45 protein-coding genes are annotated in these 26297 nt (G+C 34.3%); 3 read left to right on the plus strand and 42 right to left on the minus strand.

Annotation, left to right across the window (positions count from 1 at the left end; translation table 11 throughout):
- Positions 1–5 precede the first annotated feature (5 nt).
- The 31 genes from CCY98_RS05025 to rpsJ all read right to left on the minus strand — a co-directional run bounded on the left by CCY98_RS05025 (position 6) and on the right by rpsJ (position 15685).
- Positions 6–1235 (minus strand): cytochrome bc complex cytochrome b subunit, encoded by a 1230-nt coding sequence (locus tag CCY98_RS05025; RefSeq protein WP_112057497.1) that lies wholly within the window; start codon positions 1233–1235, stop codon positions 6–8.
- Positions 1236–1244: 9 nt separating this feature from the next.
- A complete protein-coding gene (locus CCY98_RS05030; protein ID WP_112057498.1) occupies positions 1245–1748 on the minus strand; it encodes a Rieske 2Fe-2S domain-containing protein in 504 nt (167 codons plus the stop codon).
- A 186-nt stretch (positions 1749–1934) separates the two neighbouring features.
- Entirely contained in the window at positions 1935–2285 is a 351-nt protein-coding gene (gene rplQ / locus CCY98_RS05035; RefSeq protein ID WP_112057499.1) for a 50S ribosomal protein L17, read from the minus strand.
- Between the two features lie 17 nt (positions 2286–2302).
- A complete protein-coding gene (locus tag CCY98_RS05040) occupies positions 2303–3292 on the minus strand; it encodes a DNA-directed RNA polymerase subunit alpha (RefSeq protein WP_112057500.1) in 990 nt (329 codons plus the stop codon).
- Between the two features lie 17 nt (positions 3293–3309).
- A complete protein-coding gene (gene rpsD, locus CCY98_RS05045; RefSeq protein ID WP_112057501.1) occupies positions 3310–3936 on the minus strand; it encodes a 30S ribosomal protein S4 in 627 nt (208 codons plus the stop codon).
- Between the two features lie 9 nt (positions 3937–3945).
- Positions 3946–4338 carry a 30S ribosomal protein S11 gene (gene rpsK / locus CCY98_RS05050; protein WP_005022301.1) on the minus strand — a complete coding sequence of 131 codons (393 nt, stop codon included), beginning with the start codon at positions 4336–4338 and terminating at the stop codon, positions 3946–3948.
- Positions 4339–4348: 10 nt separating this feature from the next.
- Positions 4349–4717 (minus strand): 30S ribosomal protein S13, encoded by a 369-nt coding sequence (gene rpsM, locus CCY98_RS05055; protein ID WP_005022300.1) that lies wholly within the window; start codon positions 4715–4717, stop codon positions 4349–4351.
- 12 nt (positions 4718–4729) lie between these two features.
- Positions 4730–4843: a 50S ribosomal protein L36 gene (gene rpmJ, locus CCY98_RS05060; RefSeq protein ID WP_005022299.1), complete on the minus strand. Its 114-nt coding sequence runs from the start codon at positions 4841–4843 to the stop codon at positions 4730–4732.
- A gap of 240 nt (positions 4844–5083) precedes the next feature.
- Entirely contained in the window at positions 5084–5302 is a 219-nt protein-coding gene (infA, locus tag CCY98_RS05065) for a translation initiation factor IF-1 (RefSeq protein WP_006655290.1), read from the minus strand.
- Between the two features lie 9 nt (positions 5303–5311).
- Entirely contained in the window at positions 5312–6070 is a 759-nt protein-coding gene (map, locus tag CCY98_RS05070; protein ID WP_112057502.1) for a type I methionyl aminopeptidase, read from the minus strand.
- On the minus strand, positions 6071–7330 hold the full coding sequence (secY, locus tag CCY98_RS05075; RefSeq protein ID WP_112057503.1) for a preprotein translocase subunit SecY: 1260 nt from the start codon (positions 7328–7330) through the stop codon (positions 6071–6073). It lies immediately after the preceding gene.
- Positions 7330–7731, minus strand: coding sequence for a 50S ribosomal protein L15 (rplO, locus tag CCY98_RS05080; protein ID WP_112057504.1), 402 nt, complete (start codon positions 7729–7731; stop codon positions 7330–7332). Before rplO ends, secY begins: the two co-directional genes overlap by 1 nt.
- Before the next feature lie 9 nt (positions 7732–7740).
- Positions 7741–8181: a 30S ribosomal protein S5 gene (rpsE, locus tag CCY98_RS05085; RefSeq protein WP_006655286.1), complete on the minus strand. Its 441-nt coding sequence runs from the start codon at positions 8179–8181 to the stop codon at positions 7741–7743.
- Positions 8182–8189: 8 nt separating this feature from the next.
- Complete coding sequence (gene rplR, locus CCY98_RS05090; protein ID WP_112057505.1) at positions 8190–8546, minus strand: 50S ribosomal protein L18; 357 nt, start codon at positions 8544–8546, stop codon at positions 8190–8192.
- 10 nt (positions 8547–8556) lie between these two features.
- A complete protein-coding gene (gene rplF / locus CCY98_RS05095; protein WP_112057506.1) occupies positions 8557–9093 on the minus strand; it encodes a 50S ribosomal protein L6 in 537 nt (178 codons plus the stop codon).
- A 9-nt stretch (positions 9094–9102) separates the two neighbouring features.
- A complete protein-coding gene (rpsH, locus tag CCY98_RS05100; protein WP_112057507.1) occupies positions 9103–9498 on the minus strand; it encodes a 30S ribosomal protein S8 in 396 nt (131 codons plus the stop codon).
- A gap of 9 nt (positions 9499–9507) precedes the next feature.
- Positions 9508–9693 carry a type Z 30S ribosomal protein S14 gene (locus CCY98_RS05105; RefSeq protein WP_006655282.1) on the minus strand — a complete coding sequence of 62 codons (186 nt, stop codon included), beginning with the start codon at positions 9691–9693 and terminating at the stop codon, positions 9508–9510.
- Positions 9686–10240 carry a 50S ribosomal protein L5 gene (gene rplE, locus CCY98_RS05110; RefSeq protein ID WP_112057508.1) on the minus strand — a complete coding sequence of 185 codons (555 nt, stop codon included), beginning with the start codon at positions 10238–10240 and terminating at the stop codon, positions 9686–9688. The genes CCY98_RS05105 and rplE overlap by 8 nt, the downstream gene beginning before the upstream one ends.
- 3 nt (positions 10241–10243) lie before the next feature.
- Positions 10244–10474 (minus strand): 50S ribosomal protein L24, encoded by a 231-nt coding sequence (rplX, locus tag CCY98_RS05115; RefSeq protein ID WP_006655280.1) that lies wholly within the window; start codon positions 10472–10474, stop codon positions 10244–10246.
- Positions 10474–10842 carry a 50S ribosomal protein L14 gene (gene rplN, locus CCY98_RS05120; RefSeq protein ID WP_006655279.1) on the minus strand — a complete coding sequence of 123 codons (369 nt, stop codon included), beginning with the start codon at positions 10840–10842 and terminating at the stop codon, positions 10474–10476. Before rplN ends, rplX begins: the two co-directional genes overlap by 1 nt.
- Positions 10839–11105 carry a 30S ribosomal protein S17 gene (gene rpsQ / locus CCY98_RS05125; RefSeq protein WP_006655278.1) on the minus strand — a complete coding sequence of 89 codons (267 nt, stop codon included), beginning with the start codon at positions 11103–11105 and terminating at the stop codon, positions 10839–10841. The genes rplN and rpsQ overlap by 4 nt, the downstream gene beginning before the upstream one ends.
- On the minus strand, positions 11105–11299 hold the full coding sequence (gene rpmC / locus CCY98_RS05130; protein ID WP_006655277.1) for a 50S ribosomal protein L29: 195 nt from the start codon (positions 11297–11299) through the stop codon (positions 11105–11107). The genes rpsQ and rpmC overlap by 1 nt, the downstream gene beginning before the upstream one ends.
- Positions 11286–11711 (minus strand): 50S ribosomal protein L16, encoded by a 426-nt coding sequence (gene rplP / locus CCY98_RS05135; protein ID WP_006655276.1) that lies wholly within the window; start codon positions 11709–11711, stop codon positions 11286–11288. Before rplP ends, rpmC begins: the two co-directional genes overlap by 14 nt.
- A gap of 2 nt (positions 11712–11713) precedes the next feature.
- Positions 11714–12421, minus strand: a complete 708-nt coding sequence (gene rpsC / locus CCY98_RS05140) for a 30S ribosomal protein S3 (RefSeq protein ID WP_006655275.1) — start codon at positions 12419–12421, stop codon at positions 11714–11716.
- A complete protein-coding gene (rplV, locus tag CCY98_RS05145; RefSeq protein WP_112057509.1) occupies positions 12421–12750 on the minus strand; it encodes a 50S ribosomal protein L22 in 330 nt (109 codons plus the stop codon). The genes rpsC and rplV overlap by 1 nt, the downstream gene beginning before the upstream one ends.
- Positions 12751–12761: 11 nt before the next feature.
- On the minus strand, positions 12762–13043 hold the full coding sequence (gene rpsS, locus CCY98_RS05150; RefSeq protein ID WP_006655274.1) for a 30S ribosomal protein S19: 282 nt from the start codon (positions 13041–13043) through the stop codon (positions 12762–12764).
- Between the two features lie 9 nt (positions 13044–13052).
- Positions 13053–13880: a 50S ribosomal protein L2 gene (rplB, locus tag CCY98_RS05155; RefSeq protein WP_112057510.1), complete on the minus strand. Its 828-nt coding sequence runs from the start codon at positions 13878–13880 to the stop codon at positions 13053–13055.
- A 10-nt stretch (positions 13881–13890) separates the two neighbouring features.
- Positions 13891–14172 carry a 50S ribosomal protein L23 gene (locus CCY98_RS05160; RefSeq protein WP_112057511.1) on the minus strand — a complete coding sequence of 94 codons (282 nt, stop codon included), beginning with the start codon at positions 14170–14172 and terminating at the stop codon, positions 13891–13893.
- A gap of 2 nt (positions 14173–14174) precedes the next feature.
- Entirely contained in the window at positions 14175–14789 is a 615-nt protein-coding gene (rplD, locus tag CCY98_RS05165; protein ID WP_112057512.1) for a 50S ribosomal protein L4, read from the minus strand.
- Entirely contained in the window at positions 14786–15364 is a 579-nt protein-coding gene (gene rplC, locus CCY98_RS05170) for a 50S ribosomal protein L3 (protein ID WP_112057513.1), read from the minus strand. Before rplC ends, rplD begins: the two co-directional genes overlap by 4 nt.
- A gap of 9 nt (positions 15365–15373) precedes the next feature.
- Positions 15374–15685: a 30S ribosomal protein S10 gene (gene rpsJ / locus CCY98_RS05175; RefSeq protein WP_006656785.1), complete on the minus strand. Its 312-nt coding sequence runs from the start codon at positions 15683–15685 to the stop codon at positions 15374–15376.
- A gap of 173 nt (positions 15686–15858) precedes the next feature.
- Between rpsJ and CCY98_RS05180 the strand changes: the two genes are divergently transcribed.
- Positions 15859–16917 (plus strand): ATP-binding protein, encoded by a 1059-nt coding sequence (locus CCY98_RS05180; RefSeq protein ID WP_112057514.1) that lies wholly within the window; start codon positions 15859–15861, stop codon positions 16915–16917.
- Between the two features lie 39 nt (positions 16918–16956).
- Here the strand turns inward: CCY98_RS05180 and leuC are convergent, their stop codons facing one another.
- The 11 genes from leuC to CCY98_RS05235 are packed head-to-tail and all read right to left on the minus strand — an operon-like array spanning position 16957 to position 25651.
- Positions 16957–18222, minus strand: a complete 1266-nt coding sequence (gene leuC, locus CCY98_RS05185) for a 3-isopropylmalate dehydratase large subunit (protein ID WP_112057515.1) — start codon at positions 18220–18222, stop codon at positions 16957–16959.
- A gap of 2 nt (positions 18223–18224) precedes the next feature.
- Positions 18225–18842 carry an ATP phosphoribosyltransferase gene (hisG, locus tag CCY98_RS05190; RefSeq protein ID WP_112057516.1) on the minus strand — a complete coding sequence of 206 codons (618 nt, stop codon included), beginning with the start codon at positions 18840–18842 and terminating at the stop codon, positions 18225–18227.
- On the minus strand, positions 18839–19477 hold the full coding sequence (locus tag CCY98_RS05195; RefSeq protein ID WP_112057517.1) for a type III pantothenate kinase: 639 nt from the start codon (positions 19475–19477) through the stop codon (positions 18839–18841). The genes hisG and CCY98_RS05195 overlap by 4 nt, the downstream gene beginning before the upstream one ends.
- 1 nt (position 19478) lies before the next feature.
- Positions 19479–20492, minus strand: coding sequence for a hypothetical protein (locus tag CCY98_RS05200; RefSeq protein WP_112057518.1), 1014 nt, complete (start codon positions 20490–20492; stop codon positions 19479–19481).
- Positions 20482–21072 (minus strand): hypothetical protein, encoded by a 591-nt coding sequence (locus CCY98_RS05205; protein ID WP_250603669.1) that lies wholly within the window; start codon positions 21070–21072, stop codon positions 20482–20484. The genes CCY98_RS05200 and CCY98_RS05205 overlap by 11 nt, the downstream gene beginning before the upstream one ends.
- Before the next feature lie 15 nt (positions 21073–21087).
- Entirely contained in the window at positions 21088–21522 is a 435-nt protein-coding gene (dut, locus tag CCY98_RS05210) for a dUTP diphosphatase (protein ID WP_112057519.1), read from the minus strand.
- Between the two features lie 8 nt (positions 21523–21530).
- Entirely contained in the window at positions 21531–22016 is a 486-nt protein-coding gene (greA, locus tag CCY98_RS05215; RefSeq protein ID WP_112057560.1) for a transcription elongation factor GreA, read from the minus strand.
- Between the two features lie 56 nt (positions 22017–22072).
- Complete coding sequence (gene lpxB, locus CCY98_RS05220) at positions 22073–23200, minus strand: lipid-A-disaccharide synthase (protein ID WP_112057520.1); 1128 nt, start codon at positions 23198–23200, stop codon at positions 22073–22075.
- Between the two features lie 22 nt (positions 23201–23222).
- Complete coding sequence (locus tag CCY98_RS05225; protein ID WP_112057521.1) at positions 23223–23840, minus strand: hypothetical protein; 618 nt, start codon at positions 23838–23840, stop codon at positions 23223–23225.
- Positions 23830–24444, minus strand: a complete 615-nt coding sequence (locus CCY98_RS05230; RefSeq protein WP_112057522.1) for an NUDIX hydrolase — start codon at positions 24442–24444, stop codon at positions 23830–23832. Before CCY98_RS05230 ends, CCY98_RS05225 begins: the two co-directional genes overlap by 11 nt.
- Positions 24419–25651, minus strand: a complete 1233-nt coding sequence (locus CCY98_RS05235) for a peptidoglycan DD-metalloendopeptidase family protein (RefSeq protein WP_112057523.1) — start codon at positions 25649–25651, stop codon at positions 24419–24421. Before CCY98_RS05235 ends, CCY98_RS05230 begins: the two co-directional genes overlap by 26 nt.
- A gap of 145 nt (positions 25652–25796) precedes the next feature.
- Here CCY98_RS05235 and CCY98_RS05240 point away from each other — a divergent pair, with 145 nt between their 5' ends.
- Positions 25797–25991 carry a hypothetical protein gene (locus tag CCY98_RS05240; protein ID WP_112057524.1) on the plus strand — a complete coding sequence of 65 codons (195 nt, stop codon included), beginning with the start codon at positions 25797–25799 and terminating at the stop codon, positions 25989–25991.
- 61 nt (positions 25992–26052) lie between these two features.
- Positions 26053–26292 (plus strand): flagellar biosynthesis anti-sigma factor FlgM, encoded by a 240-nt coding sequence (locus tag CCY98_RS05245; RefSeq protein ID WP_112057525.1) that lies wholly within the window; start codon positions 26053–26055, stop codon positions 26290–26292.
- Positions 26293–26297 lie beyond the last annotated feature (5 nt).

The raw sequence follows: 26297 nt of genomic DNA on the forward strand, positions 1-26297 counted from the left end.
ACTCCTTAACTATTCTTTTTATTTTCTAGTTTTGTAATGATAGGCAACACTACAAACAATAATGCAAAGAATGCAATAGTAACTGCAAAACCAATATAGGCATTAATCCCTGTTGGAGGCAATTTACCATAGATTGTCAAAATAATCATATCAATTACCAATAACCAAAACCACACCATAAATGCTGGGCGCTTGTGAGCAGGAGCAACAACATTGCTTCTATCCAACCAAGGCAAGAGCATAAAAATCACATTTGCAATACCAAATGCAATCAATCCTAAATCCGCACTAAAGAAGAATCCTCTTAAGATTTCATAACTCCATAAAAAATACCACTCTGGGTAAATATGTGGGGGAGTTTTTAGATGATCAGCTGGATCAAAATTAATAGGATCAAGCGCAAAACTATAATGATAGCAAGTTAAATAGAATAAAATAGCCAAAAAGAAACTTGCCACAAAGAAATCTTTAGATAAGAACATTGGCCAAAAAGGAATAACTTTTGATTCTTTTTTATTTCCAGCCTTAAACTTCTCTGCTTCTTTTTCAAAGTCAATTTCTTCACCATAAGCATTATTAACATGTGGGATTCTTAAAGAATAGAAATGGATAGCAATCACTATCATAATAACCACAGGCAATAGCACAACATGCAGCATAAAGAATCTTGTCAAAGTCGCATCTGCAACAATAAAATTACCCCTAATCCAAATAACTAAATCAGCACCAATCACTGGAATTCCACCAAAAAGGTTGGTAATAACCGCTGCTGCCCAATAGCTCATTTGTCCCCATGGCAACATATAACCACTAAATGCCTCAGCAGAAAATAATCCAAAAAGAATCATACCTGTAATCCAAATCATTTCTCTACCGCGTTTATAAGATCCATAATAAATCGCTACAAACATATGGATATAAATAATTAAGAAACAAACTGAAGCGCTCACTGCATGCAAATGTCTCCACAACCAACCATATTTCACTTCTTGCATAATTGTGTAATTTACACTATCAAAAGCTAATTTTGTATCTGGCTTGTAATACATTAACAAAAATAAACCCGAAATCACTAAAAGTGTAAATAAAACAACTAAAACAACACCCATTGCCCATAAAAAATTAATATTTTTAGGAATCCAATATTCTGTCATTAAAACTTTCATTAAAGGCTTTATAGCAAGTCTTTTATCCAACCAATCCACAATGCCATTTGCTTTTTCAATCTGTGCCATCAAAACTCCTTATGCCTTACCTACTAATTTTAAATACTCTGGTCCTTCTTCGCCTAATACAAGCTTCTGCCCATCAATTTTAAAAGGCGGAATCGCCATAGGAGTTGGAGGTGGTCCAAAGACATTTCTACCACAGGCATCAAATTTTCCACCATGACAAGCACAATGAAATTCTGTTGTATTAGTATCATAAGAAGGAATACAACCAAGGTGCGTACAAATTTGAATCCCCAAGCTATAATCCGCATTCCCAACAACAACATCTCTTTCTTCACATTTTTTCATTTCTGCAGTTTTTTTAATCACATACACTGGAGTTCCTCGGTATTCTACCTGTCGATACTCGCCCTCTTGCATTGTGCTCAAATCAATAGTTGTGAAGCCAGCTGAAACTACGCTTGGTAAAGGATCCCAAGAAGACTTCATTGCAACTAATGATGCACCAGCACCCACAGCCGCAATTGCCCCAAGAGTCATACCAAGGAAATCCCTACGATTGACATTTTCTGCCATCTATTTCCTCCTAATTATATAAAATCATTTTAAGCGTTTTACAAAACCTTGTATTTTATCATAGGAAAACTTTAATTTTTTGTAAGATTGGAAGATTTTTTAAAATAAAGTAAAAAATAATTATAATTTACACAATCATTTAAAAAAAAGGGGGGAGTTAGCAATAAGAAAACTTATTGCTAATGCTTACACTAATTCTATAAATGCCATAGGAGCAGCATCACCTGTTCGCACTCTTGTTTTGATGATTCTTGTATAACCACCATTTTTACCAACATACTTTGGAGCAATTTCTTTTACAAGTTTTTTAACAGATTCTTTATGTTGCAAATGAGAAAAGACTAAGCGATGCGCCATAGAATCATTTGTTCTGGCTTTTGTTAAAAGCTTTTCAAAATAACTTTGTAATTCTTTTGCTTTTGGAAGTGTTGTTTCAATTTTACCACTTGTAATCAAAGCAATTGAGAGATTTTTTAATAAAGCTTTACGATGAGAAGAAGTTCTACCAAGCTTTCTATATCCGTGTTTATGTCTCATTTCTTTTTCCTTTTTTCTTAATTAGAAAATTTTTTCTTAAGAATTTGCATTAAATCTTCTGAAATTTCTCGACCAACAGGGTATCCTAACTCATCAAGTTTTGCTGTAATTTCATCTAAAGATTTTTTACCCAGATTCTTAATGTTTTTAATTTGTTCTTCATTTAATAAAACCAATTCACCCAAATATTTAATGCCAGATCGATCCAAGCAATTAAAACATCTTGCACTGAAATTCAAACTATCAATAGTTTGTGATAATACTTTTAGCTCAGGATGCTCCTCTTCAGAAATAGCCACCTCTGGAATCTCTATATTTAACTCTGAATTAAAGATAGACATTTGCTTGTGCATTACACTCAAAGCATTTTTAAAAGCAGTCAAAGGATCTACTTGTCCATCAGTTTCAATCTCAAAAATAACTTTTTCATAGTTTGGATCATCTTCTAAAAGCATATTTTCTGTTGCATAAGTCGCACTCGTTACAGGAGTAAAATACGCATCAAGTGGCATGAAGCCTTCTGGAACATTAGAGCGAATCTCTTCACTTGGAACATAGCCAATGCCCTTATAAATTACAATAGAAAAAGATAAGGTTGCATCTTTATTGATAGTAGCCAGATGCACATCTGGAGTTACAACTTCTACAAGATCATTAGATAAATCTGCGCCTGTAATTACTTTTGGTCCATTAAAAGCGTAATCAACACTAATGCTATCACTGTCATCTTTAATTTTAAAGCGAATTGTTTTTAAATTAACAATAAATTGAGAAACATCTTCTGTTACACCGCGCACTGAATCAAACTCATGAGCAACCCCTGCGATACGCAAAGCAACCGGCGCAAACCCAACAGAACTGCCAAGCAATAAGCGTCTTAATGGATGTGCCAAAGTAATAGCATATCCATTTTCAAATGGATATGCAGTAATTTGAACTCTATTAACGCCAATTTCTTTAACTTCAATTTTTGTTGGAATATGAGGAGAAGTTTTAATGCTTTTCATACTAACACCTCTATCTACTATTTAGAATACAACTCAACAATGAGCCTTTCTTCAATAGGTATAATAACCTCTTCTCTTTCAGGCAATCTTGTGAAAATTCCAAATACTTTCTCTTGATCCACATCTACCCAAGGAACAATTCCAGTTTGTTTAGTAAGCTCAATAGCTCTCTGAATTTGTGGATTTTTCTTTGTTTTTTCGCAAATTTCAATTTTTTGCCCAGCACTAACAAATGCAGAAGGGATATTTAATCGCTTTCCATCTACAAGAACATGTCCATGCACTACCAATTGTCTTGCAAATCTTCTTGTTGTGGCAAATCCCATTCTATAAACTACATTGTCCAGTCTTCTCTCAATTAATTTAATAAGATTCTCCCCTGTGTTTCCTTCAAGCCTATTTGCTTCTACAAAAATAGAGCGAAATTGCTTTTCAGAAACTCCATACATCAATCTTGCTTTTTGTTTTTCACGAAGTTGGATTCCATATTCTGAGATTTTACCCCTTCTTTGTCCATGTTGTCCAGGACCATAAGGGCGCTTATCTAATGCGCTTTTTCCAGCTAATCTTCTTTCACCTTTTAATGCAAGGCTAACCCCAAATCTTCTTTCAATTTTTTCTACTGGACCTCTATATCTTGCCATTCTCTCTCCTTACACTCTTCTTCTTTTTGGTGGTCGGCAACCATTGTGTGGCAATGGAGTAACATCTTTAAACCACAATACTTTTATCCCTTCAATGCTTCCAAGACTCTTAACAGCAGTCTCTCTACCGCTTCCAGGACCTTGAATCTTAACACCAAGCTCTTTAATACCGTGTTCTTTTGCTTTTGAAACAGCATCTTCAACCGCTTGTTGTGCCGCATAAGGAGTTGATTTCTTACTTCCTTTAAAACCTAATGCACCCGCCGTACTCCAGCAAATTACATTACCCATTTCATCAGTGATAGTTACGCTTGTATTGTTAAAAGCAGCAGAAATATGAATAATACCTCTTGCGATATTCTTTTTGACAACTCTTTTTTTTGTTACATTTCTTTTAGCCATTATTTACCCCTTATTTTGATGCACTACCAACTGTTTTTCTTTTACCTTTTCGCGTTCTTGCATTATTTTTTGTTGTTTGACCGCGAACAGGCAAGCCTTTTCTATGTCGTAATCCACGATAGTTACCTAAATCCATAAGTGCTTTAATGTCCATTGTAACTTTCTTGCGCAAATCACCCTCTACGATATGATGAGCTTGAATCTCTTTTGCTATTGCAGAAACTTCATCCTCACCAAGGTCTTGAACCCTCTTGTCATAAGAGATATTCACTGCATTTAAAATATCTCTTGATGCTTTTAAACCAATACCATAAATATAAGTTAAAGCATATTCAATTCTCTTTTTTTTGGGTAAATCAACACCAGCAATTCTCGCCATTATCTTTCCTTTTTATCCTTGTCTTTGTTTATGTTTTGGATTCTCGCAAATCACTCGAATCACGCCTTTTCTTTTAATAACCTTGCATTTGTCACACATTTTCTTCACAGAAGGTCTGACTTTCATAGCTTACTCCTAACTTTACTTTGATGCTTCTATCAAGCACCAAATATTTTTAACACTTTTAAGATATAAAATCTCAAAAATTATCACTTTGAATTGTGAATAAGAAAAAATTCCACCACTTTCTAATAAAATAAATTATCAGACATTGAGTTTATAGTCCTCCAAAGGCTCATTCATCACCCAAACGACTATGAAGTTTTTACAATAAAGGGCGTATTATATTCTAATACTTATTAAAAACTACTTATACCTAAAAGTAATTCTTCCCTTATCCAAACTATAGGGAGTAAGTTCGATTTTTACTTTATCACCTTGCAAGATCTTAATATAATTCATACGCATTCTACCTGCAATATGACACAAAATTACATGTCCATTTTCTAATTCCACACGAAAAGTAGCATTAGGTAGTGCTTCTTTGACTATTCCATCAATCTCAATCACATCATCTTTTGCCATTCTGTTTCCTTATTCCTTTGATAAAATTTCTGCTTTGCCTTTAATAATTGCTATGGTGTGTTCATAATGACTTCCATTTAATCCATCAGTTGATACCACACTCCAATCATCTTTAAGTATTTTGGGTTCTCCGCTTTTTTGACAAATCATTGGCTCAATACAAAAAACCATTCCATCTTTGATTTTATAGCCTTGCTTGGAGTTACTTCCTTCCAAATAGTTTGGAATCTCAGGCTCTTCATGAGGCTTTTTACCAATCCCATGCCCACAAAAACCTCTCAAAGGCACATAACCATAATCCAAAATAAATTGTTCTATTAAGTGGCTTAATTCTTTAAAGTGCATACCCACCTTAATTTGATCAATAGCAAAATAAAGTGTATCTTTAGCACAAGCAATCAACCTTTGATTTTCTTGTGAAATATTACCTACCCCACAAGTGATTGCACTATCTCCATACCAACCATTAAGATTAACTCCCAAATCAAGCCCAACAATATCACCTTCCTTTAGGGCATAATCTGTTGGAATCCCATGGATAATCACTTCATTAACTGATATACACACTGAACCACTAAAACCATAAAGACCTTTAAAGGCTGGAATCCCACCACTTGAGCGAATAAAATCCTCACCCATTGCATCTAATTCCTTTAGTGTAATCCCTGGCTTAACATTTGCCTTTAGATAATTAAGCGTTTTAGCAACGATTTTATTAGCCTTTCGGAGAGATTCTATCTCCGATGGTTTTCGAATTGTAATTGACATTTATAAACCCACTGCACTTAGTGTTTTATATTTATTCATATAAATTTGTGCTTCAATTTTTCGCATTGTATCAACCGCAACTTGCACAACGATCAAAACTGCTGTCCCCCCAAAATAAAAAGGAACTCCTGAAGCCTTTACCAAAATCCAAGGCAATGTTGCAATTAATGCAAGATATAAAGCACCCCAAAGCGTTAGTCTATTTGCTACTTCTGTTAAGAAATTCGCCGTTCCTTCTCCAGGGCGAATACCAGGTATAAATCCACCTTGTCGTTTTAAGTTTTCAGAAATCTCTTTTGGATTAAACACGATTGAAGCATAAAAATAGGCAAAAAAGACAACAAACAAAAACATTAAAACATTATACAAATAACCATTGGGATTCAAATAATCCGCAATCTGCATTATAATTGCATTAGAAGATGACTGCAAAATCGTACTTGGGAACATTAAAATAGCCGAAGCAAAAATAGGTGGAATCACCCCGCTTAGATTCATTTTAATAGGAATGTAATTCATGATTCTCTTGTCTTGATTTTGCATGACCACTTTGCGAGAATATGAAATAGGGATTCTTCTCTCTCCAAGCTCTACAAAGATAATACAACCCACTGTAATAATAATAATTGCCATAATAAATAGCAAGACTAACCAACTAATTTGATTGGTATTAACCAAGTTAAATGTCCCAGCAATCGCACTTGGAATCCCAGACACAATCCCACTAAAGATAATCAAACTAATACCATTTCCAATACCTCTTTGCGTAATTTGCTCACCAATCCACATTAGCAGCATTGTTCCACAAAGCATAGAAAATGCAGAAATTGCAATAAAGACATTCATATCTATCATAATTGCACCATTAGCACCTGTGCCCAAACTTTTTAACCCAATAGAAACACCAATTGCTTGAATTAGAGTGATTACCACCGTGGTATAACGGATAATTTGCATATATTTTTGCATACCATCACGCTCTTTTTTCATCTTGCCTAGATTGGGGAAAGTAGCTGCTAAAAGTTCCATAATAATAGAAGCTGTAATGTAGGGCATAATACCTAGAGAAATAATACTAAGTCGTTCAACTGCATTTCCGCTAAACATATTAAACAAGCCCAAAGCATTGGAAGCGTTATTATCAAAAAAAGTCTTAATGACACCTGTATCTACCCCAGGAACTGGGATATAAGCCAATACACGATAGGCTAAAAGAAAGCCTAGTGTAATTAGAATCTTATTGACAATTGTTTTATTCATTATTTTTGTCCGCTTGTCGTAATTCTTTCATCTTTAATTTTTACTGCAAGATTTCTTGCACTTGCGCCAATTAACTTAATTTTAGTCGTATAAGCAGGGAATTTATGTATGCTTTTGATGCTTTCAAAAGTAATCTCTTCTAATGTAGCGATTGCTCTAATTAATTCCACATTGATTACATAAGGTTTAATCACCCTGCTTGTAAAACCTACTTTAGGCAATCTTCTTTGTAATGGTTGTTGCCCACCTTCAAAACCTCTTTTTTGTTTAGAGCCCGTTCTAGCAGTCTGTCCTTTACCGCCTCTTGTAGAGGTTTTACCCATACCACTACCTTGACCGCGTCCTACTCTTTTGATTTTTTTTACACTGCCTTTTGCAGGTGCTAAATTTTCTAATGCCATAAAATCTCCTTATGCCTTTACTTTAGAAAGCGCATCAATTGTAGCTCTTACTACATTGTAAGGATTATTAGAACCAAGTGATTTAGTTAATATATCCTTAATACCTGCCATCTCTAATACAGGGCGCACAGAACCACCGGCAATTACTCCAGTTCCCTCGCTAGCAGGTTTTAGTAAGATAATGCTTGAATTATATTTTTGTTGAACATCATGAGCAATTGTTGTGCCTTTAATATTAACTTTTACAATATTTTTAAATGCATCATCAATGGCTTTTTTAACAGCATCAGGGACTTCTTTTGCTTTCCCCAATCCAAATCCAACCAAACCTTCTTTGTTGCCAACAACAACCAAAGCATTAAAACGGAATCTACGCCCACCTTTAACAACTTTTGTTACACGACCAATATTTACAACAACCTCTTTAAAATCTTCTCTATTGATTTCCATATTATCCCCTATAAACTAATTCCATTCTCGCGTAGAGAATCAGCAAAACTTGCAACAACGCCATGATATAAATATCCATTTCTATCAAAGATTACTTGAGAGATATTAGCTTTTTTAAGAGATTCTGCCAAATTAGAAGCGATCTTTTTCACATCTTCCTTGTTGTTTTTTAGCCCCATTTTCTTACCATCAACGCTTGCTAATGTAACACCTTTTACATCATCAATCACTTGTGCATAGAAATATCTATTAGAGCGAAAAATGCTTAATCTTGGAGTTGCTGAATCTCCAAAGATTCTCGCACGAATTCTCAGCTTTCTTTTGATTCTTAAACTTCTCTTTTTTCTAATAATTTTGTCTGTCATTGCTTAATCCTTATTTTTTAGAAGTTTTACCAGCTTTGCGGATAATACGCTCATCAACATATTTCACACCTTTGCCCTTGTAAGGTTCTGGCGGTCTAAACTCTCTAATTTCTGCAGCAATTTGTCCTACTTGTTGTTTATCAGCACCTTTAATAACAACAAGATTTTTATCCACCGCTATTTCAATGCCTTCTGGAATGTCATAGTTAATAGGATGAGAAAATCCAAGTGCAAGCTCTAAAACTTTACCTTTAACTGCTGCCTTATAACCTACACCATTGATTTCTAATTGCTTTGTAAAACCATCTGTTAAGCCTACAACAATGTTATTTGCTAAGGCTCTATAGGTTCCCCAATAAGCTCTTGATTGTGCATCACTTCCAGCAAGAGAGAAACTTAACTCATTGTCTTTAAATTCAATTCCAACACGACCATAAGTTTCTAATTCTTTTGTGATCTTACCACCCTTAAAAACTATTTTGCTTCCTTCAATGCTAACTTGAACACTACTTGGAATGCTAATAGGTTTTTTACCAACTCTTGACATTACATACTCCTACCAAATACTGCAGAGGGCTTCTCCGCCCACATTTGATTTATAAGCATCCTCATTAGCAATCACGCCTTTACTTGTGCTTACAACAATGGTTCCATAGCCGTTTTTAAAGCGCTTTAATTCATTTCTTGCCTTATAAACGCGTCTCCCAGGTTTAGAGATTCGAGTGATTTCATTGATAACTGAATGTCCTTTTTCATCATACTTTAAAACAACATTAATAGATTGTTTTTTATCTTTCTCGATGACTTTATAACCTTCAATAAATCCTTTTGCTTGAAACACTTCCAAAATAGAAACAACAATTTTTGCATAATACAAAGTTGTTGTATCTAATCTTCTCATACTTGCATTTCTGATTCTTGTTAACGAATCTGCAATAATATCATTTACCATTTTATCCCCTTACCAACTTGCTTTTCTAAGTCCTGGAATCAAGCCTTCATTTCCCATCTTGCGAAGGCAAACACGGCAAATACCAAAATCTCTATAAACAGAATGTGGTCTTCCGCAAATTGAACATCTTGTATAAGCTCTTACTTTAAATTTAGGCTTTCTATTAGCCTTTGCAATCATAGATTTCTTAGCCATTTATTTTTCCTTTTGCAAAAGGTAAGCCAAAAAGCTCTAGAAGTTTCAAGGCATCTTTATCGTTTTTTGCCGAAGTAACAAAAGTGATATTCATACCATGGCTTACCATAATATCATCATATACAACCTCAGGGAAAATTAATTGCTCATTTACACCAAAGCTATAATTTCCTCTTCCATCAAACCCATTGCGCGGAATCCCTCTGAAGTCCTTTACTCTAGGAAGTGCGATTACGATAAGCTTTTCTAGGAAGTTATACATTTGATTCCCTCTTAAAGTTACCTTAACTCCCATTGGCATTCCCTCACGCATTTTAAATCCAGCAACAGATTTTTTAGCGCTTGTAATCACTGCTTTTTGTCCAGCAATCAAAGAAATTGTATCTGCAATATTTTGCATAATTTTAGTATCTTTTGCGTACATACCAGCACCCACGCTAATAACAATCTTCTCAAGCTTTGGCAAAAGCATAGGGTTTTTAATTCCTAATTCTTCTGCTAATTTTGACTTAATTTCATTTTTATAGGCGGTTTTTAATTGATACATAGATTAATCCTCCGCTTTTTTTACATTTGAAATATGAATCGGCATTTCTTTTTCAATAAAGCCACCTTTTGGATTCTTATCTGTTGGCTTTACGGCTTTTTTAGCCAATTTGCAACCTTCTACCACAACTTGTGAAGACTTAGGAATTACACGCAAAATTTTTGCTTTTTTGCCTTTGTCATCACCTGTGATGATTTCTACCATATCGCCTTTTTTGATCTTAAACTTAGCCATTATAATACCTCCGGCGCCAATGAAACAATTTTCATAAAATTAGCATAACGAATTTCTCTGCCAACAGGTCCAAAAATACGCGTTCCAATAGGCTCTCTTTTGCTGTCTAAAATAACAGCTGCATTGTCATCAAAACGAATTAGTGCACCATCTTCGCGGTGAATCTCTTTTTTAGTTCTTACCACTACTGCTTTGACAACTTGTCCTTTTTTTACTTTTCCACTAGGAAGAGCTTTTTTAACTGAAGCAACAATCACATCGCCAACTGTGGCATAACGTCTTTTGCTGCCACCTAATACCTTAATGCACATTATTTCTTTTGCACCACTATTATCAGCGACATTCAATCTTGTAAAACTTTGAATCATAATTCAACTCCCACAGATACTACTTTGTGGAGTGTAAAAGCTTTTCTTTTAGAAATTGGCTTACATTCAATCGCCTCGATTACATCTCCTACTTTTACGCTATTGTTTTCATCATGCACAATATAGCGTTTAAATCTCTTTACAATTTTTCTATATTTTGGGTGGATAACACGTCTTTCAACTAAAATTGTTGCACTTTTATCTCCAGCTTTTGTTACAACTTTTCCAGAGATAATTCTTTTATGCGGTTGAACACTGCTCATTATTCAGCCCTCCTTTTTGCATTCATTGCAGTTTTGATTCTTGCAATATCTTTTCTTGTTGCTTTAAGCTCACTTGTATTTGTTTGTTGCATAGTTCTAAGTTTCAAATTAAGCTCAAACAAAGAAGTTTCTTTTTCTTTTAGAAGCTCTTGCAATTCTTGAATACTTTTCTCATTAATCTCAGTATATTTCATTCTCGCCCTCTCTTGTTACAATTTTTGTTTTAAAAGGGAGTTTGCTTTGTGCTAATGCCAAGGCACTTCTTGCTAAAGTCTCATCAACACTGCCCATTTCATAAATAATTCTACCAGGCTTAATATTCATAACCCACTTATCAACAGCACCCTTACCTTTACCCATACGAGTTTCAAGAGGCTTTGCAGTTAATGGTTTATCAGGGAATACCCTAATCCATACCATACCTGTTCTCTTTGTTGCACGAGTCATTGCAATACGCGCTGCTTCAATTTGTCTTGAATCAATTCTACCATGTTCAATAGCCTTAATTCCAAATTCACCAAAAGCTAAAGAAGTGCCACGGAATGCTTTTCCTCTGTTGCGCCCTTTCATTTGCTTTCTGTATTTTGTTTTCTTTGGCATTAGCATAGTTATTGCCCCCTTCTCTTTCTAGTTGGACGAGTTGCTTTTGCTTCGCCCTCTTCTTGTGGCTTCTCAGCTTGAATTCCTTTTTGAAGAACTTCCCCTTTAAAAATCCAAACCTTAACGCCAATATTTCCATAAGTTGTTAAAGCCTCTGCAAAACCATAATCAATTTTGGCTCTTAGTGTATGAAGTGGGATTCTTCCTTCCATATACCACTCTGTTCTTGCCATTTCAGCACCTGCTAAACGACCAGAAACTTTAACTTTGATTCCTTTAGCTCCAGATTTCATCGCACCCTGCATCACTTTTTTCATCGCACGGCGGAATGCTACGCGTCTTTCAAGCTGTGTTGCAACACTTTCAGCAGCTAATTGTGCATTGCTTTGTGGTTTCTTCACTTCTTTAATGTTTAAGAAAATATCTTTATTAACAATTTTATTAAGTGATTCTTTTAATTTTTCAACATCAGCGCCTTTTTTACCAATGATAATTCCCGGTCTTGCTGCTACCACAGTTACACGCACTTTTCTTGCAGTTCTCTCAATCAAAATATCACTCACACCTGCATAATAAAGCTCTTTTTTAAGAAACTTTCTAATTTTATAATCCTCTGCAACATTTTGTGGTGCTGTCGCAAATGAAGGAAACCATCTTGATTCCCAATTTCTATTTATACCAAGTCTTAGACCAATCGGATTAACTTTTTGACCCATTACTTATCCTTACTTTTTTGTGCTACTTCTACGAAAATATGTGAAGTAGGTTTTCTTACTGGAGTTGCTCGACCTCTTGCTCTAGGTGTAAAACGTCTAAGCACAGGACCCGCATCAACTCTACAAGATGAAACAATAACATTCTCTGCTTCATAGCCCCCATTTGCAACCGCTGATGCAATCACTTTAGAAATAATTTTTGCCGCTTTGTTTGGCATAAACTCTAAAGAAGCGATTGCTAATTCAGCATTCATTCCTTGAACCTCTCGTGCAATTAATCTTGCTTTTGTAGGTGAAAGGCGGATATATCGTAATAATGCTTTACTCATCTCTCTCTCCCTTACTTACCGATTTTCTTTTGGACACTACCTTTGTGCCCTTTAAAGGTTCTTGTAGGTGCAAATTCACCCAACTTATAACCAACATGGTTTTCTGTTACATAAACAGGAACGAAAGCTCTACCATTATGAACATTAAAAGTAAATCCAATCATTTCTGGAATGATGGTGCTTCTGCGAGACCATGTTTTAATAGGTTTGTTGTCTTTTGCTTCTTTTGCTTTAAGCACTTTTTTCATCAAATGCTCATCAACAAAAGGACCTTTTTTTATCGATCTAGCCATTTATTTTCCTTATTTTTTTCTTCTTGAAATAATAAGCTTATCGCTTGCTTTTTTTCTTCTTGTTTTATAACCTTTTGCTGGCATACCCCATGGAGATACAGGATGTCCACTTGAGCCTGTCTTACCTTCACCACCACCATGTGGGTGATCTACTGGGTTCATCGCACTACCTCTTGTTTGTGGGCGAATACCTAGATGTCTGCTTCGACCTGCTTTACCAATATTAATATTTGCAAAATCTTCATTACCAACTACTCCAATAGTTGCCATACATTCACCTAAAATATATCGCATTTCACCGCTTGGCATTCTAATAATAGAATATTTACCTTCTCTTCCCATAAGTTGTGCACTAGCACCTGCACTTCTTGCAAGCTGACCACCACGACCCGGATACATTTCTATGTTATGCACAACTGTTCCAATAGGAATATTTTTAAGTTTCATTGCATAACCCAAACGAATATCCAAACCACCTTCTGCAGAAATAATAGTATCTCCTACTTTTAAACCACTTGGTTGAATGATATATCTCTTATCACCATCTTTATAAGTTACAAGTGCGATTCTACAATTTCTGTATGGATCGTATTCAATGGTGCTTACCTTACCTTCAATGTTAAATTTATTGCGTTTAAAATCAATGATACGATAAAGCTTTTTAGCACCACCCTCTTTGTGTCGGCTAGTGATTCTACCATTGTTATTGCGTCCCGCATGGACAGGAAGTTTAACTAATAATTTTCTTACACTAGCTTTTGCTGTGATATTCTCTGAGCTTAAATTGCTCATAAATCTTCTACTTGGAGTGTATGGTTTGTAAGTTTTAATTGCCATGTTTTACTCCTTAAACTGCCAATGATTCAATTTTTGCACCTTCTGGAAGTTTTACAAAAAACTTTTTGAAGTCGCTTCTTTTGCCAATAACACCACGGAATCTTTTTACTTTTCCTTCTTGTCTTAAAGAATTGATTGCAAGTGGAGTCACACCAAAATATTCTTTAAACACTTCTTTTAGTTGTGTCTTACTTAGTTTTGGAGAAGTCTGAACCACAAGGACATTTTGCTCTTGAAGCTTTAAAGATTTCTCTGTATACATAATTGCTTTAATATCTGTAATACTTGCCATTTTTAACCCTCTTTTGTGATAGCTTCAAAAAGCGCTTTTTCAATCACCACAGATCTAAATGTTGCTGCTAAATATGCATTAAGTTCAGCACCATCAATCAAGTAACAATTTTTAAGATTTCTAAAAGCTAAATATGTTTTCTCATCAAACATTTCAGAAACCAATAAAACATTTCTTTGATTCAAAGCTTTAAACATTGCATTAGCATCTTTTGTTTTACCGCTTGAAATTTGAATCTTATCTACAACAAACAAGCTGCTATTATCTGCTTTTTCTTGCAATGCGTATTGTAAAGCAAGCTTTTTTTGTTTTTTATTAACTTTTAGATTGTAGTTTCTGTTGTTGCTAGGACCATGAGAAACACCACCACCAACAAACACTGGCGAAGTGATACTCCCTGCTCTTGCTCTACCACCACCTTTTTGACTCCATGGTTTTTTACCACCACCGCTAACTTTGCCGCGTGTTTTCGCCATCGCATTATTAGCGCGCATTGAAGCTAAAAAAGATTTAATATAGAGATAAAGATTGTGAGAATTGATCGCCTTATAACTTTCTGGCAATTGCAATTCGCCACTTTTATTCAATCCATTATCTAAAATAATTGCCTTACTCATTTTACAACCTTTAACTTACCAAATGCGCCATTAAATCCAGGAACAGAACCCTTTAAAACAAGCACATTATTTTCTTTATCAAATGAAATGATTTCATTTTGAACGGTAACTTTTTCATTTCCATAATGTCCTGCCATTTTTTTACCCGGCTGAACACGACCTGGCCACTCACGATTTCCAATTGAACCTGGAGCTCTGTGGAATCGACTACCATGAGCACCTGGACCACCTTGGAAATTCCAGCGTTTCATAACACCGCTAAAGCCTCTACCTTTTGTATTAAAGGAAACTTTTGCTCTTTTTGCGCTTTCTAAAATCGCTAAATCCAAATCACCCACTTCTGCATTGCTTACTTCAATGGTTGCAAACTTATTAAATTCTTTATCCAAATTGTATTTTTTTTGTTGCCCTGCAATCGCTTTGTTAAGTGTTTTTCCTTGATGATAAGCAACAAGTGCCTTACCACCTTCTAAAACTTCGCAAACCTTTGCAGTTTTAACTTTTAACAATGTTACAGGAATACTTGGTTTAGCAACGGTTCTACTCATTCCAATTTTTTCTACTAAAAATTCCATTTATAACCCTTATTTATCCATTGAACGGACTTCTACATCCACTTCAGGAGCCATATCTAATTTCGTAAGACTATCCACCGTCTCCGGAGTTGCTGAAACAATATCAATCACTCTGCAATGAACACGAATTTCAAATTGTTCCCTTGAATCTTTATTGATATGAGGAGATTTTAAGACTGTGTATCGTCTTTTTTTAGTTGGGAGTGGAATAGGACCACGAATCTCTGCACCTGTTCTCTTGACGGCTTCCACGATTGAAACAACCGATCTATCAAGAACGCGATGATCATACGCTTTCAACTTAAGTCTAATTTTTTCCATTTTTTTTCCTTATAAAGAACTCATTGATTGAATCAATGCCATGTTTTGGAAGCCGAAATTATACTTAAAACTCGCACTTTTGTGAAGTTTTTTTAGAGAATTTTTGTAATTTATTTCCTTTTAAAAAGGAAATAAATAAAATATCACTCCACAAATATTCTAAGGATTGTTTTATGCTTTTAGAAATTCTTTTTGAAAGTTATCCCAAAAATTTTTCAAAAGTTCATCGCAAACACACTTTAAGTCTCAAACCTCACCACTTAATTTATGGTAGCAAAAATATTGGAAAAACTGATTTTATTTTGCAATACTACCAACAAGAATCTTTTAAAAATCTCAAAAAACTCTACATTAATCTCTCTGATTCTAAAATCAATTCCTATCAAGATCTCAATAATCTTGAATCCTTTTGCTACAAAAAAAACATTGAAGTTTTGATTCTTGATTCTTACACTCCAGAATTTCCACTCCCAAATCTCCCCTATATCACGCTAATTAGCCAATTTCCCTATGAGCTTCCACATTTTCAAACCCAAGAAATGCCACCCATAACTTTCAAAGAATATCTCCAAATCCACAAACAAACTCCCCATGATTCTTTTAATCACTATCTTAAATACGGCAATCTTTTTGAAGCAGAAACCCTTAATGAATATAGAAAAGGTGAATTACTAAAATCATTTGCCAACGATAAAACAAACTTTTGGATTCTAAGAAATTTCATTCAAAATCTTGGATTAAAAGTCTCTCTCCATCAAATCTACACCAAACTCAAAAAAGAAGGAAAAATCTCTAAAGATCGATTCTATGAATACGCCAATATTTTAAAAGAGAGCAAAACACTCTTTTGGGTAGAAAAATTTGAACACGATCTTGCTCCCAAGAAGCTTTATTTTTATGATTTCACACTCAAAAATGCTGTTAGTTATGAGCGAAATTTTTCTACACTTTTTGAAAATATGGTTTTTTTGGAGCTACTCTATAATTTCAAAGAAGCGGTATTTTTTACTGATAAGCTTGATTTTTATCTCCCTAATTCTATGCTTGGGATTCTTTGTCTGCCTTTTATTCAATTCCAAACTTTAGAACAAAAACTTAATAAGATAATTAAAGAAAGAGAATTTTGTGAGAAATTTATTATTATCACACTAAACCAAAAAGCACAAGGTGAGAATCTCGGCACCCCCTATACGATTTTACCTTTTAGTGAATTTAGCACTTCTTCTCTATAACGCAAAAAGCAATATTTATTCAATTAGCAATCTTTGTCTTTAATCTCTTGGATCGGCAATTTTACCCCTTATCGCACTTATAGCTGCCACTGCAGAATTTGCTAAATATACTTCTGAACTTCTTGCTCCCATTCTTCCAACAAAATTACGATTAGTTGTTGAGACACAGCGTTCATTATCGCCTAAAATCCCCATATATCCACCCAAACAAGCTCCACAAGTCGGATTAGAAATCAACGCACCTGATTCTAATAAAATATCAATATATCCAAGCTGGTGTGCTTCTTTGTAGATTTGTTGAGTTCCAGGAGTAATAATAAGGCGAACATCCTTATGCACTTTCTTACCTTTTAAAATCTCACTTGCAATTTTCAAATCTGCTAATCTACCATTTGTGCAACTTCCAATAAAAACCTGATCAATTTTTAATTCATCTTTGACCGCTTGAGAGATACTCTTACCATTACTAGGCAAAAAGGGATAGGCGATTACTGGTTCTAATGTGCTAATATCAATTTTCAAAACCCTTGTGTAATTAGCATCTTCATCAGAATAAAACTCTTTAGGCTTTGCGCGCAATTCCTTGCGTGAAGCCAAAAACTCACGCGTAATTTCATCTGAAGCAATAATTCCATTTTTCGCACCTGCTTCAATCGCCATATTACAGAGCGAAAATCGATCATCCATACTTAGATATTGTATGCCATCTCCGCAAAATTCCAAAGTTTGATACAAAGCGCCATCCACGCCAATTTGTCTTATCACTTCTAAAATCAAATCCTTACCATAAATGTGCTTTGCGGGCTTACCTATAAATTCTACCTTAATGGTATTTGGAATCTTAAACCAATTTTTACCTGTAATCATCGCATAAGCCAAATCCGTGCTTCCCATACCTGTGCTAAATGCGCCCAAAGCTCCGTGAGTGCAGGTGTGTGAATCAGCCCCAATAATCACATCTCCACTCACAACCAAGCCTTTTTCGGGTAAGAGAGCGTGTTCTATTCCCATATCCTTTTCATCAAAGAAATGCTTTAAATTATGCTTTTTAGCAAAATCGCGACTGATTTTTGCTTGATTAGCACTAGCAATATCTTTAGCAGGAATAAAATGATCCATCACTATACAGAATCCATCTGGATTGGCAAGACTTTCTGCGCCACTTTGCTCAAACGCTTTGATTGATAAAGGAGTGGTAATGTCATTTCCAATCACCATATCAATAGGACAATCCACTATTTCACCTGCATAAACCTCTTTGCCTACATGTTCTGAAAAAATTTTCTCTGTAATTGTCTGACCCATTTTCAATCCTTTTTGATATAGTTTTTAAAATACTTTTGAATTTCCAAAATTTCTCTCTTTTGCATATAAAAGCTATTTGGATTTGCCACTAAATACGCACTAACTTCCATAATCACCGCATCTATTTTAAGATTATTTTGCTCTAGTGTATTTCCAGTTTCAACCAAATCCACAATAGCATCTGCCATTCCTACAAGTGGTGCTAACTCAATAGAGCCATAGAGCTTGATAATATCTACACTAATGGCTTTTTTAGAAAAATAAGCCTTTGTGATATTTTCCATTTTAGTTGCAATTTTTAAGTTTGGCTTTGAAAAATCCAAGACTACATCTTTGGGCGAACCAATAGCAACCCTGCACTTCCCAAATTCTAAATCTAGCAATCTCACTAAATGGCTTTGCTTCTCTTCTAAAACATCTAATCCCACAATCCCAATATCAGCCGCGCCTCTCTCCACATAGACAGGCACATCTTGACTTCTTACAAGCATAAATTCAAAATTTTGTTTTTTGAGAATCAATTTTCTATCTTCAAAATCTAACGGACTTTGCAAATATCCTTCAAAAATCTTCAATGCTTCTTGTGCAATTCTTCCCTTTGGCAATGCGATTTTTATCATAAATAGATTCCTTTGGAAGTAATTTTTGTTGTAATAATATTTTGCATTCCTTTAAAAATAAGTAAATCATCATAAATTGCATTTTCAAAAAAACGCGAGAGAAATTTTCCATCGCCACCTGTAAAATAAATTTTTTTGTTTTTAGAAAAATTTTCTATTAAAAGCATTATAGGCTTTAAAACCCCATAACTAACAGCATCTTTAGTGTTTTGTGGAAAAGTATCCAAGGGGACAGAGAGATTAATCCCGCAATCTAGAATTGGAATAGATTTGAAACTTTTTTGCATCTGCGCAATCCCTGGCAAAATACAACCCCCCAAATGCAAACCACCATGCATAACATCTAATGTAATTGCACTCCCTGCATCAATAATAACGCCATCGCTAATGGCATTGCAAGCTGCAATCCTATCAATTCCCAAACCCTTATAATTGGTATCCAAACTCATATAAGGCGTAAGATCAAAACAATAAGGATGTGACAAAAGAAGCGATCTTGTTGATTCTTGATTAACACTAATGTAAATTACCACTTCATTTAAATCTTTTTGGCTAAGATTGTTTCTGTTTTCTTTCCAAACTCTACCGCGATAGTAGAAATGTAAAAAGGTATTTCCAATATCACAAAGAATCATTTCAATTCACTTCTAATATTTCATCACCCACAAAAATCTTACCTGTTGCTGAAAATGTCGGTTTTTTGATTTTATTTGGCAAAGCAAAAATCTGCCACTCTTGTAAATCTTCACTTAAACTTATCAGATAACCCTGTGTTTCTAAAACCACAATTTTATCTCCGTGATTTGCTGCGCTAAAATGTGCAAAGGGGAACTTTTGGCGCCTAATTTCATTTAAATCTTTATCTGTTAAAATCACCTCTCCATCAGTTGTAAAAAGCACAATTTGATCACCAAAAAATAAAATGTCCTGCAAATTAGCATCAAAGGTATTAATAATGCTTGGGCTAACAGAAATAACGCGCTTAGGGGTTGCTGCCACCATTCTATCATTAATGGCTTCTAGAAAAATAACATTATTAAAGTATTTTTCACCTCCATTAACAACAATGCTACGAATCATTTGATGAGTGTTTTTATCTACTATAACAAGCTTACCATCCAAGGTTGGAATAACAGCGATATCACTCAAAAAATAAGGTGAGGCAATCAAAGTGTTATTAGTGGGTGCTGATGCGTTTTCTTGCTTATATAATGTGCGTCCAAGGTCAAGATCAAAAAGCACAAAAGAGTTATTATCAAAAATAATAGCCGCCAAATTTTCCTCTATAGAAGCGCTAATTGGATTCCCTTCCAAAGCAATAACACTTTCACTAAGCGTTTCTTTATTGATTAATAACATTTCTTTATTATTAGTTGTTGCGATATAAAACTTCTCTGATTCATTAAGATAGCGTGCATTTTTGGGCAACTTCACTTCTGGAATCTGAGAATATTTAGTAATAAATTGCCCACTTGCTAAAGTTGCTCCATCGCGAGTGATTCCTATAATATCACTTGATAAAGAACCACCATAAGAAATATCATTAGCAATTTCTTCCTCTTTGGGCTCAAAGTAATATTTAGAGCCACATCCACTTAAAAAAGCTAATAAAACAATCCCTACTAGTATCTTTAATGTGTTATTTGGCATGATTAATTCCTTTAATGGTTAAATGTTCTAAAGAGTTTGCAATTTCTCTAATAGCCGAATCATTAGGAATCTTTGCCAAAATTGCCTTTGCTTCCTTGGTGTTTCCCTTTTTAATTTCCAAAAAGGCAGCTTCAAGATAGCCTAATTCATTAGAATCTTGAGAGTTAAGCTCTTTTAAATCTTCCTTTAAACTTATATTTTGCTGTTTTGAAAGCCTTGCAATCATAGGATCTTTTGAAGATTCAAGTTCTTTGAGCATTGCTGCATTCTCTTCTTTTAGAGCTTTTTGATAAAGATACAAATCATAAAGCAAACTTTTTGAATCTTTAAGACTAGCAATAGCTACCTCATCACCCAAAAGCGCTTTTTGATAAAGTGATGAATTTTTTTCTTTTTGTTGCTCCTGATAATATCTATTAACACTATAACCAACACCTAATATCACCAAAAATGCTGTAACTATCACCAAAGGAATCTTATATCGCTTAAACCACCCCTCAAATCGTATTAAACTCTCCAGCATTTTTTCATCATTATTGATTTCTTCTTTAATATAATCTACATTTTGCTTTAAGCTCAAAACTTCTCCTTTTGCCTATGATTTACCCGTGCTACCAAATCCGCCCTCACCGCGCTTAGTCTCATCAAGCACTTCCACTTCTTTGATTTTAGCTTGTTTGACTTTACACAAGACTGCTTGGGCGATTCTATCGCCTTTGTTAATCACAAAGTCTTCATTGCTAAGATTCATCATAATCACTTTAATTTCTCCGCGGTAATCGCTATCAATTGTTCCTGGGGTATTAAGCAGAGTAATCCCATACTGCAAGGCTAAACCACTTCTTGGGCGCACTTGTATCTCATAACCCTCTTTAAAGCTAAAAGCTAAGCCTGTTGGAATCAAAGCCCATTTGCCAGCAGGAATAGTAGCAGACTGCACTGCACACAAATCAAATCCTGCAGAACCTTGTGTTTGATATTTTGGCAAAATCGCCTCTGGGACTAATTTTCTTATTTTCAAAATTGCCATTTTTCTACCTAAAATTGAATTTCTTTATAGCAAATATCTAAAATTTCATAATCCACTTTGCCTTTGGGAAGTTGAATTGTTACCTCATCGCCAATAACCTTTCCTAAAAGCTGCTTTGCCAAAGGCGAATGATAGGAAATTAAACCTTTATCTGGATTACTCTCAGTTGCTCCAACAATTGTATAACAAAACTGCTCTTCACTATCCAAATCTTCTAGCGTAATAGTTGATCCAAAACTTACTTTATCGTGAGCAATAGTGCTTGGATCAATCACACGAGCCTCTGCGACAAGCTGTGTCAATTCATTAATCCGCGCATCTAAAAAGAGTTGCCTTTCTCTTGCGGCGTGGTATTCGGCATTTTCCTTTAAATCCCCATGTTCTCTTGCGGTGTCAATTTCTTTAATATTGTTTGGTCGCTCGACTTCCTTAAGATTTTTTAACTCATTAATTAGCTTATTATAGCCATATTCTGTCATTGGTTGCACAAAAATCTCCAAAATACTGAAAATAATTTATAATACTATGCTAAAGAGAGTTAAAAAGCCCTTTAGTTTTGTAAATTTTTCACAAAATTTTCAATTTTTCTTGCACAATTTTCTGCACTTCCATTTTTTAAATATTCCATTAATTTTTCTTTCTGTGCAAAAAATTTCTCATTATCAAATTCATAAAAGGCTTTTAAGAGAGCTTCTACTTTTACTTGATCTTGTAAAAATTCTGGATGAATAGGAAAATTTTGTGGATTATTATTGTTTTTGGGTAATCCATACGCAAGGAATTCTAAAAAAATATTAGCCAATCCAATATAATTAAGCTTTACCAATCTTTTTGCAATCCAATAATCAAGCCACCTTGCCTTATAAACTAAAATTGTAGGAATTCCAAGAAGTGTGGATTCTAGTGTTGCTGTTCCACTGCAAACAAAAGCAAACTCACAGCGCCCTAATCCTTCATAGGTCTCAAAAGAAATCTCAAAATCCTCCAAATCCCCATAAATTTCTAATAAATTACGATTTTTAAAATGCTTTGGAACAATCAATAATCCCTTTTTGTTAATCTTTTTTAAATGCTTAATAAGCTTTTTAAAAATAGGAAAAAGGGCTTTAATCTCAGAAATTCTTGACCCAGGCATAAAAGCTATAAGATTACTAGAATTAACCTTTGTATAAGAAAAAGGTATCTCATCTAATAAAGGATGCCCTACATACGAAAAATTTGAAGTTTTTGGATAATAATGACCCTCAAATGGTAAAATCCCCCACAATGAATCGCAAAAAACAGAAAGAATCTTTGCCCTATAAGGCTTCCACGCCCACACTTGTGGCAAGATATAATAGACCAAATGCGGTTTATTTTTAGCTTGATGAAGTGACTTAAGCAAGGGTATATTAAACGATGAAGAATCCATAAAAAGCGCGAAATCACATTCTTTTGCTAATGCGACTAGAGATTTTTTAATCCTAAAAAACTTAGGTATCAACCCCAAAACTCCAACAAATCCCATTACTCTAAATTCATTAGGACTAAAAGTGCTCTCTATCTTTAAAACTTTCGTATCAAAAATCCCACAAATTTCAAAATCTACTTCTCTTTTTTGTAAAGCGTTTAATAAATAATAAAGATGAATATTAGCTGAATATTCCAAGGCTGAGACAAAGATTTTGATTTTTTTCATTTTGAATTTTACTCTAAGTCTTCTAGAGGATTTCGTTATAAGAATCTTCGTATTTCTTCTGACATTGATTCTTCAAATCTCGCACTTCCAAAAGCATTTTTGCAATCTCCAAATCTAGTGATTTTAAGTGCTCCAAAAACACTTCTATGCGCTCATAAAGCCTCTGTGCTTCAGCTAAGGTTACATAGGAATTAGCAGGTTTGGCAACCAACTTTTTATGCTGTTGATAAGAGACTTCTAGCTTTTGTAAGGCATTTGGCTTTGTGGGCAATGTAGTGTCTATTTTTCCTAAATGCTCTTTCAAATCTTCACACAAACCTTCAAGATTTGAAAAATCATAGCAAATCCCCTCTAAAACGCTCTTAGAATCTAATTCATCTAGTTCTTTTTGTTTTTGCGTTAAAGCTTGTTCTAAAAGCTTATTTTTAGTTTCTAATTCTTGGTTTTGAGAAAGCAAAAGGGCGTTTTTTGCAGAAATTTCATTAAAACTATCAATAAGCGATTCTCTATCTTTTGATAGAGTTTCATATTCCTTATTAAATTCTTTTTTTGCTTTTTCAAAAATCTCATAAATTTGCCAAACTTCTTTAATTTCATCAAGTTTTCTTGTGATTTCTTGAAGTGCAAAATCACCTTTCATTATTTTTTTCCTTAAAATACCACAAAAAGGCAAACATAACTCCAGAAGTTTTAGGATAAGTCTCATCTAATACAAAGGAATAAGCCTCTGTGCGCGGAACAAAAATAACTTCAATATTCTCATCATCAATCCCCCCTCCCTTATGAACTCTAAATTCCTCATCTATTTGTGCAAAAAACAAGGTTTGTTTGCTACCTGCAAACCCAACAGAACTATAAAATTCTGTAATTTTCTCTATTTTTTCCAATGGAACACTATAACCACATTCTTCCAAAATTTCTTCTTGCACAATTTCTTTTAGAGTCTTATTTGGCTTATCTGTAATCCCTGCGCACAACTCATAGGTATAGCCAATCTCACACTTTAGATTCCTATTTTCTCTTACTTGTTCTTTCAAAAAAACTGCGGGGCGAAATTGCTTAACCACCACAAAAGAATCTTTTTGTTTATGATAAAGCAGAACTGCAACGCTATCGTGTGCTTCAATAATATCCCAACTTCTCTCTCTACCATTTTCACAAAAGAGCATTCTTTTGGGCTTAATATAAAGCGATGATTCACAAGCGCAAAAACGAATATTAGTTATTTCTTTTGGAGTCTTCATCATTTCCTATTTCCTCGCTAAGATACACTATATAGGAATTTTGCATTTTTTTAAAAGGCTCATTTTCAAGATTATTAGCCAAAATAGTTTCTAACTGATTCTGGAATGATTTTGCAAGAATAGAAAATTTCTCTTTCTCTTTATCCTTAAGCTTAATAGTTGCAATTCTTAAATGTTTTTGCGGGTTAATAGCGCTGCCATTTTTATAAAGTCCAAAATGCAAATGAGGACCTGTGCTAAGCCCTGTGCTCCCAACGGTTCCTATTTGTTTGCCTTGAGAAACATAAACCCCCGCCCTAATCCCTTTGTTTATTTTATGCATATGTCCATAAAGAGTGCGATAGCCATTTTCATGTTGAATAATCACAGTTTTACCATACCCGCCTTTAGTTCCTGCAAAAATCACTTTGCCTTGAGAGGCTGCTTTGATTGGAGTGTGTCTTGGTGCGGCATAATCTGTGCCTAAATGCGGTCGTTTATAGCCAAGAATTGGGTGCTTTCTCCCCATTGAAAAATGAGAGGAGATTCTCTTGTATTTCAATGGAATCATAAAAAGATATTTATTTAAATTATTTCCCTCCAAATCATAAAAATTTCCATCATCAAAGCGAACAACATACTTTTTCTCATTGCTTGTTTTTAAAATAGAAGCCTTGATATTAGGACTACCAAAAACCTTTCCTAATCTATATTTTCGCTCATAAATGATAGCTAATTTATCACCTTTTTTGATTTGTCTTTTAAAATTCACACTTCCTTTGTAAGCTTGAATAAAATCTGAAGCAAGAAAGGTATCGCCAGTGTATTTTACAATATCATTATAAAGCGAACTTTCCACAGAAAGGGCTATATTATGCTCTTTTTCAAAATAAACAATTGGGATGGCACGCATTCCATAAGTCGCATCTTCTTTGTAAATATGCAGTTGAGAGTTTTCATTAATAGGTATCAAGGCTTGCAGTAATTTTCCCTCTTCATCATAAAGGGTGTAAAAAGTATTTCCACTAACAATTTCATCGGCTAATTCTTTATCTTCGCGCGGCAAGTCATAATAAACCTTAAGAGGAATTGAATTTTTTTCAAAAAATGTTAGCAGAGTCTGCCCATTTTCCCATTGAGATTCTTGAATATTTGCCGCCACTAAACTTGACAAAAAACACCCAAAAACAAAAAAAACTCTAAACACAAAAATCCTAACTTGCTGCATATGACCTCTTTTATTGTGGAATCTTTAGAAAAATATTAAAGTCCTAGATTATACCACAATAAAAGAATCTTTTAAAGATATTAAGACCAAACTTAATCTAAAAAATAAGAAAATTTGCTATACTTTTAAAGCTAAAAGGAATAAAATGAAAGATTGGTTTATACCTTCCATTGGCTTTGGGTTGTTTATTTATTTTATGCTTTTTGTCATACTTTATACCATAAAAATTGGGGGAGCAAATATTCCGCTTTATGATATGAAAGACTATGTAGCACCGCCAAAGACCGAAACAGAGAAGTTTTTGCAAGACATTTCTAAAAATATCAGAAAAAAACTTTAGTTTTAAAAAAAATGGTCGATTTATTGAGATATAAAACTTACACCAAAAGAAGGAAAAAGTAATGATTAGTCACTTAATGAGTAATTCTGCTTTTTCAAGCACGATTAATCAAATAAACAATAAAAATACATCATCGGTTAATCAAGCTAAAAATGAGCAGATAGAAGATAGACAAAAAACCTCTTCACAAAAGGCTTCTTCTTCTAGAGTAGAAGAAATCAAAAATGCCATTAAAAATGGTAATTATCAAATCAATCTAAAGGAGAGTGCAGAGAAATTGGCACAAGAATTGCTTAGATAGTAGAT

The organism is Helicobacter sp. 11-8110 (assembly GCF_003288905.1).
Taxonomy (GTDB): domain Bacteria; phylum Campylobacterota; class Campylobacteria; order Campylobacterales; family Helicobacteraceae; genus Helicobacter_D; species Helicobacter_D colisuis.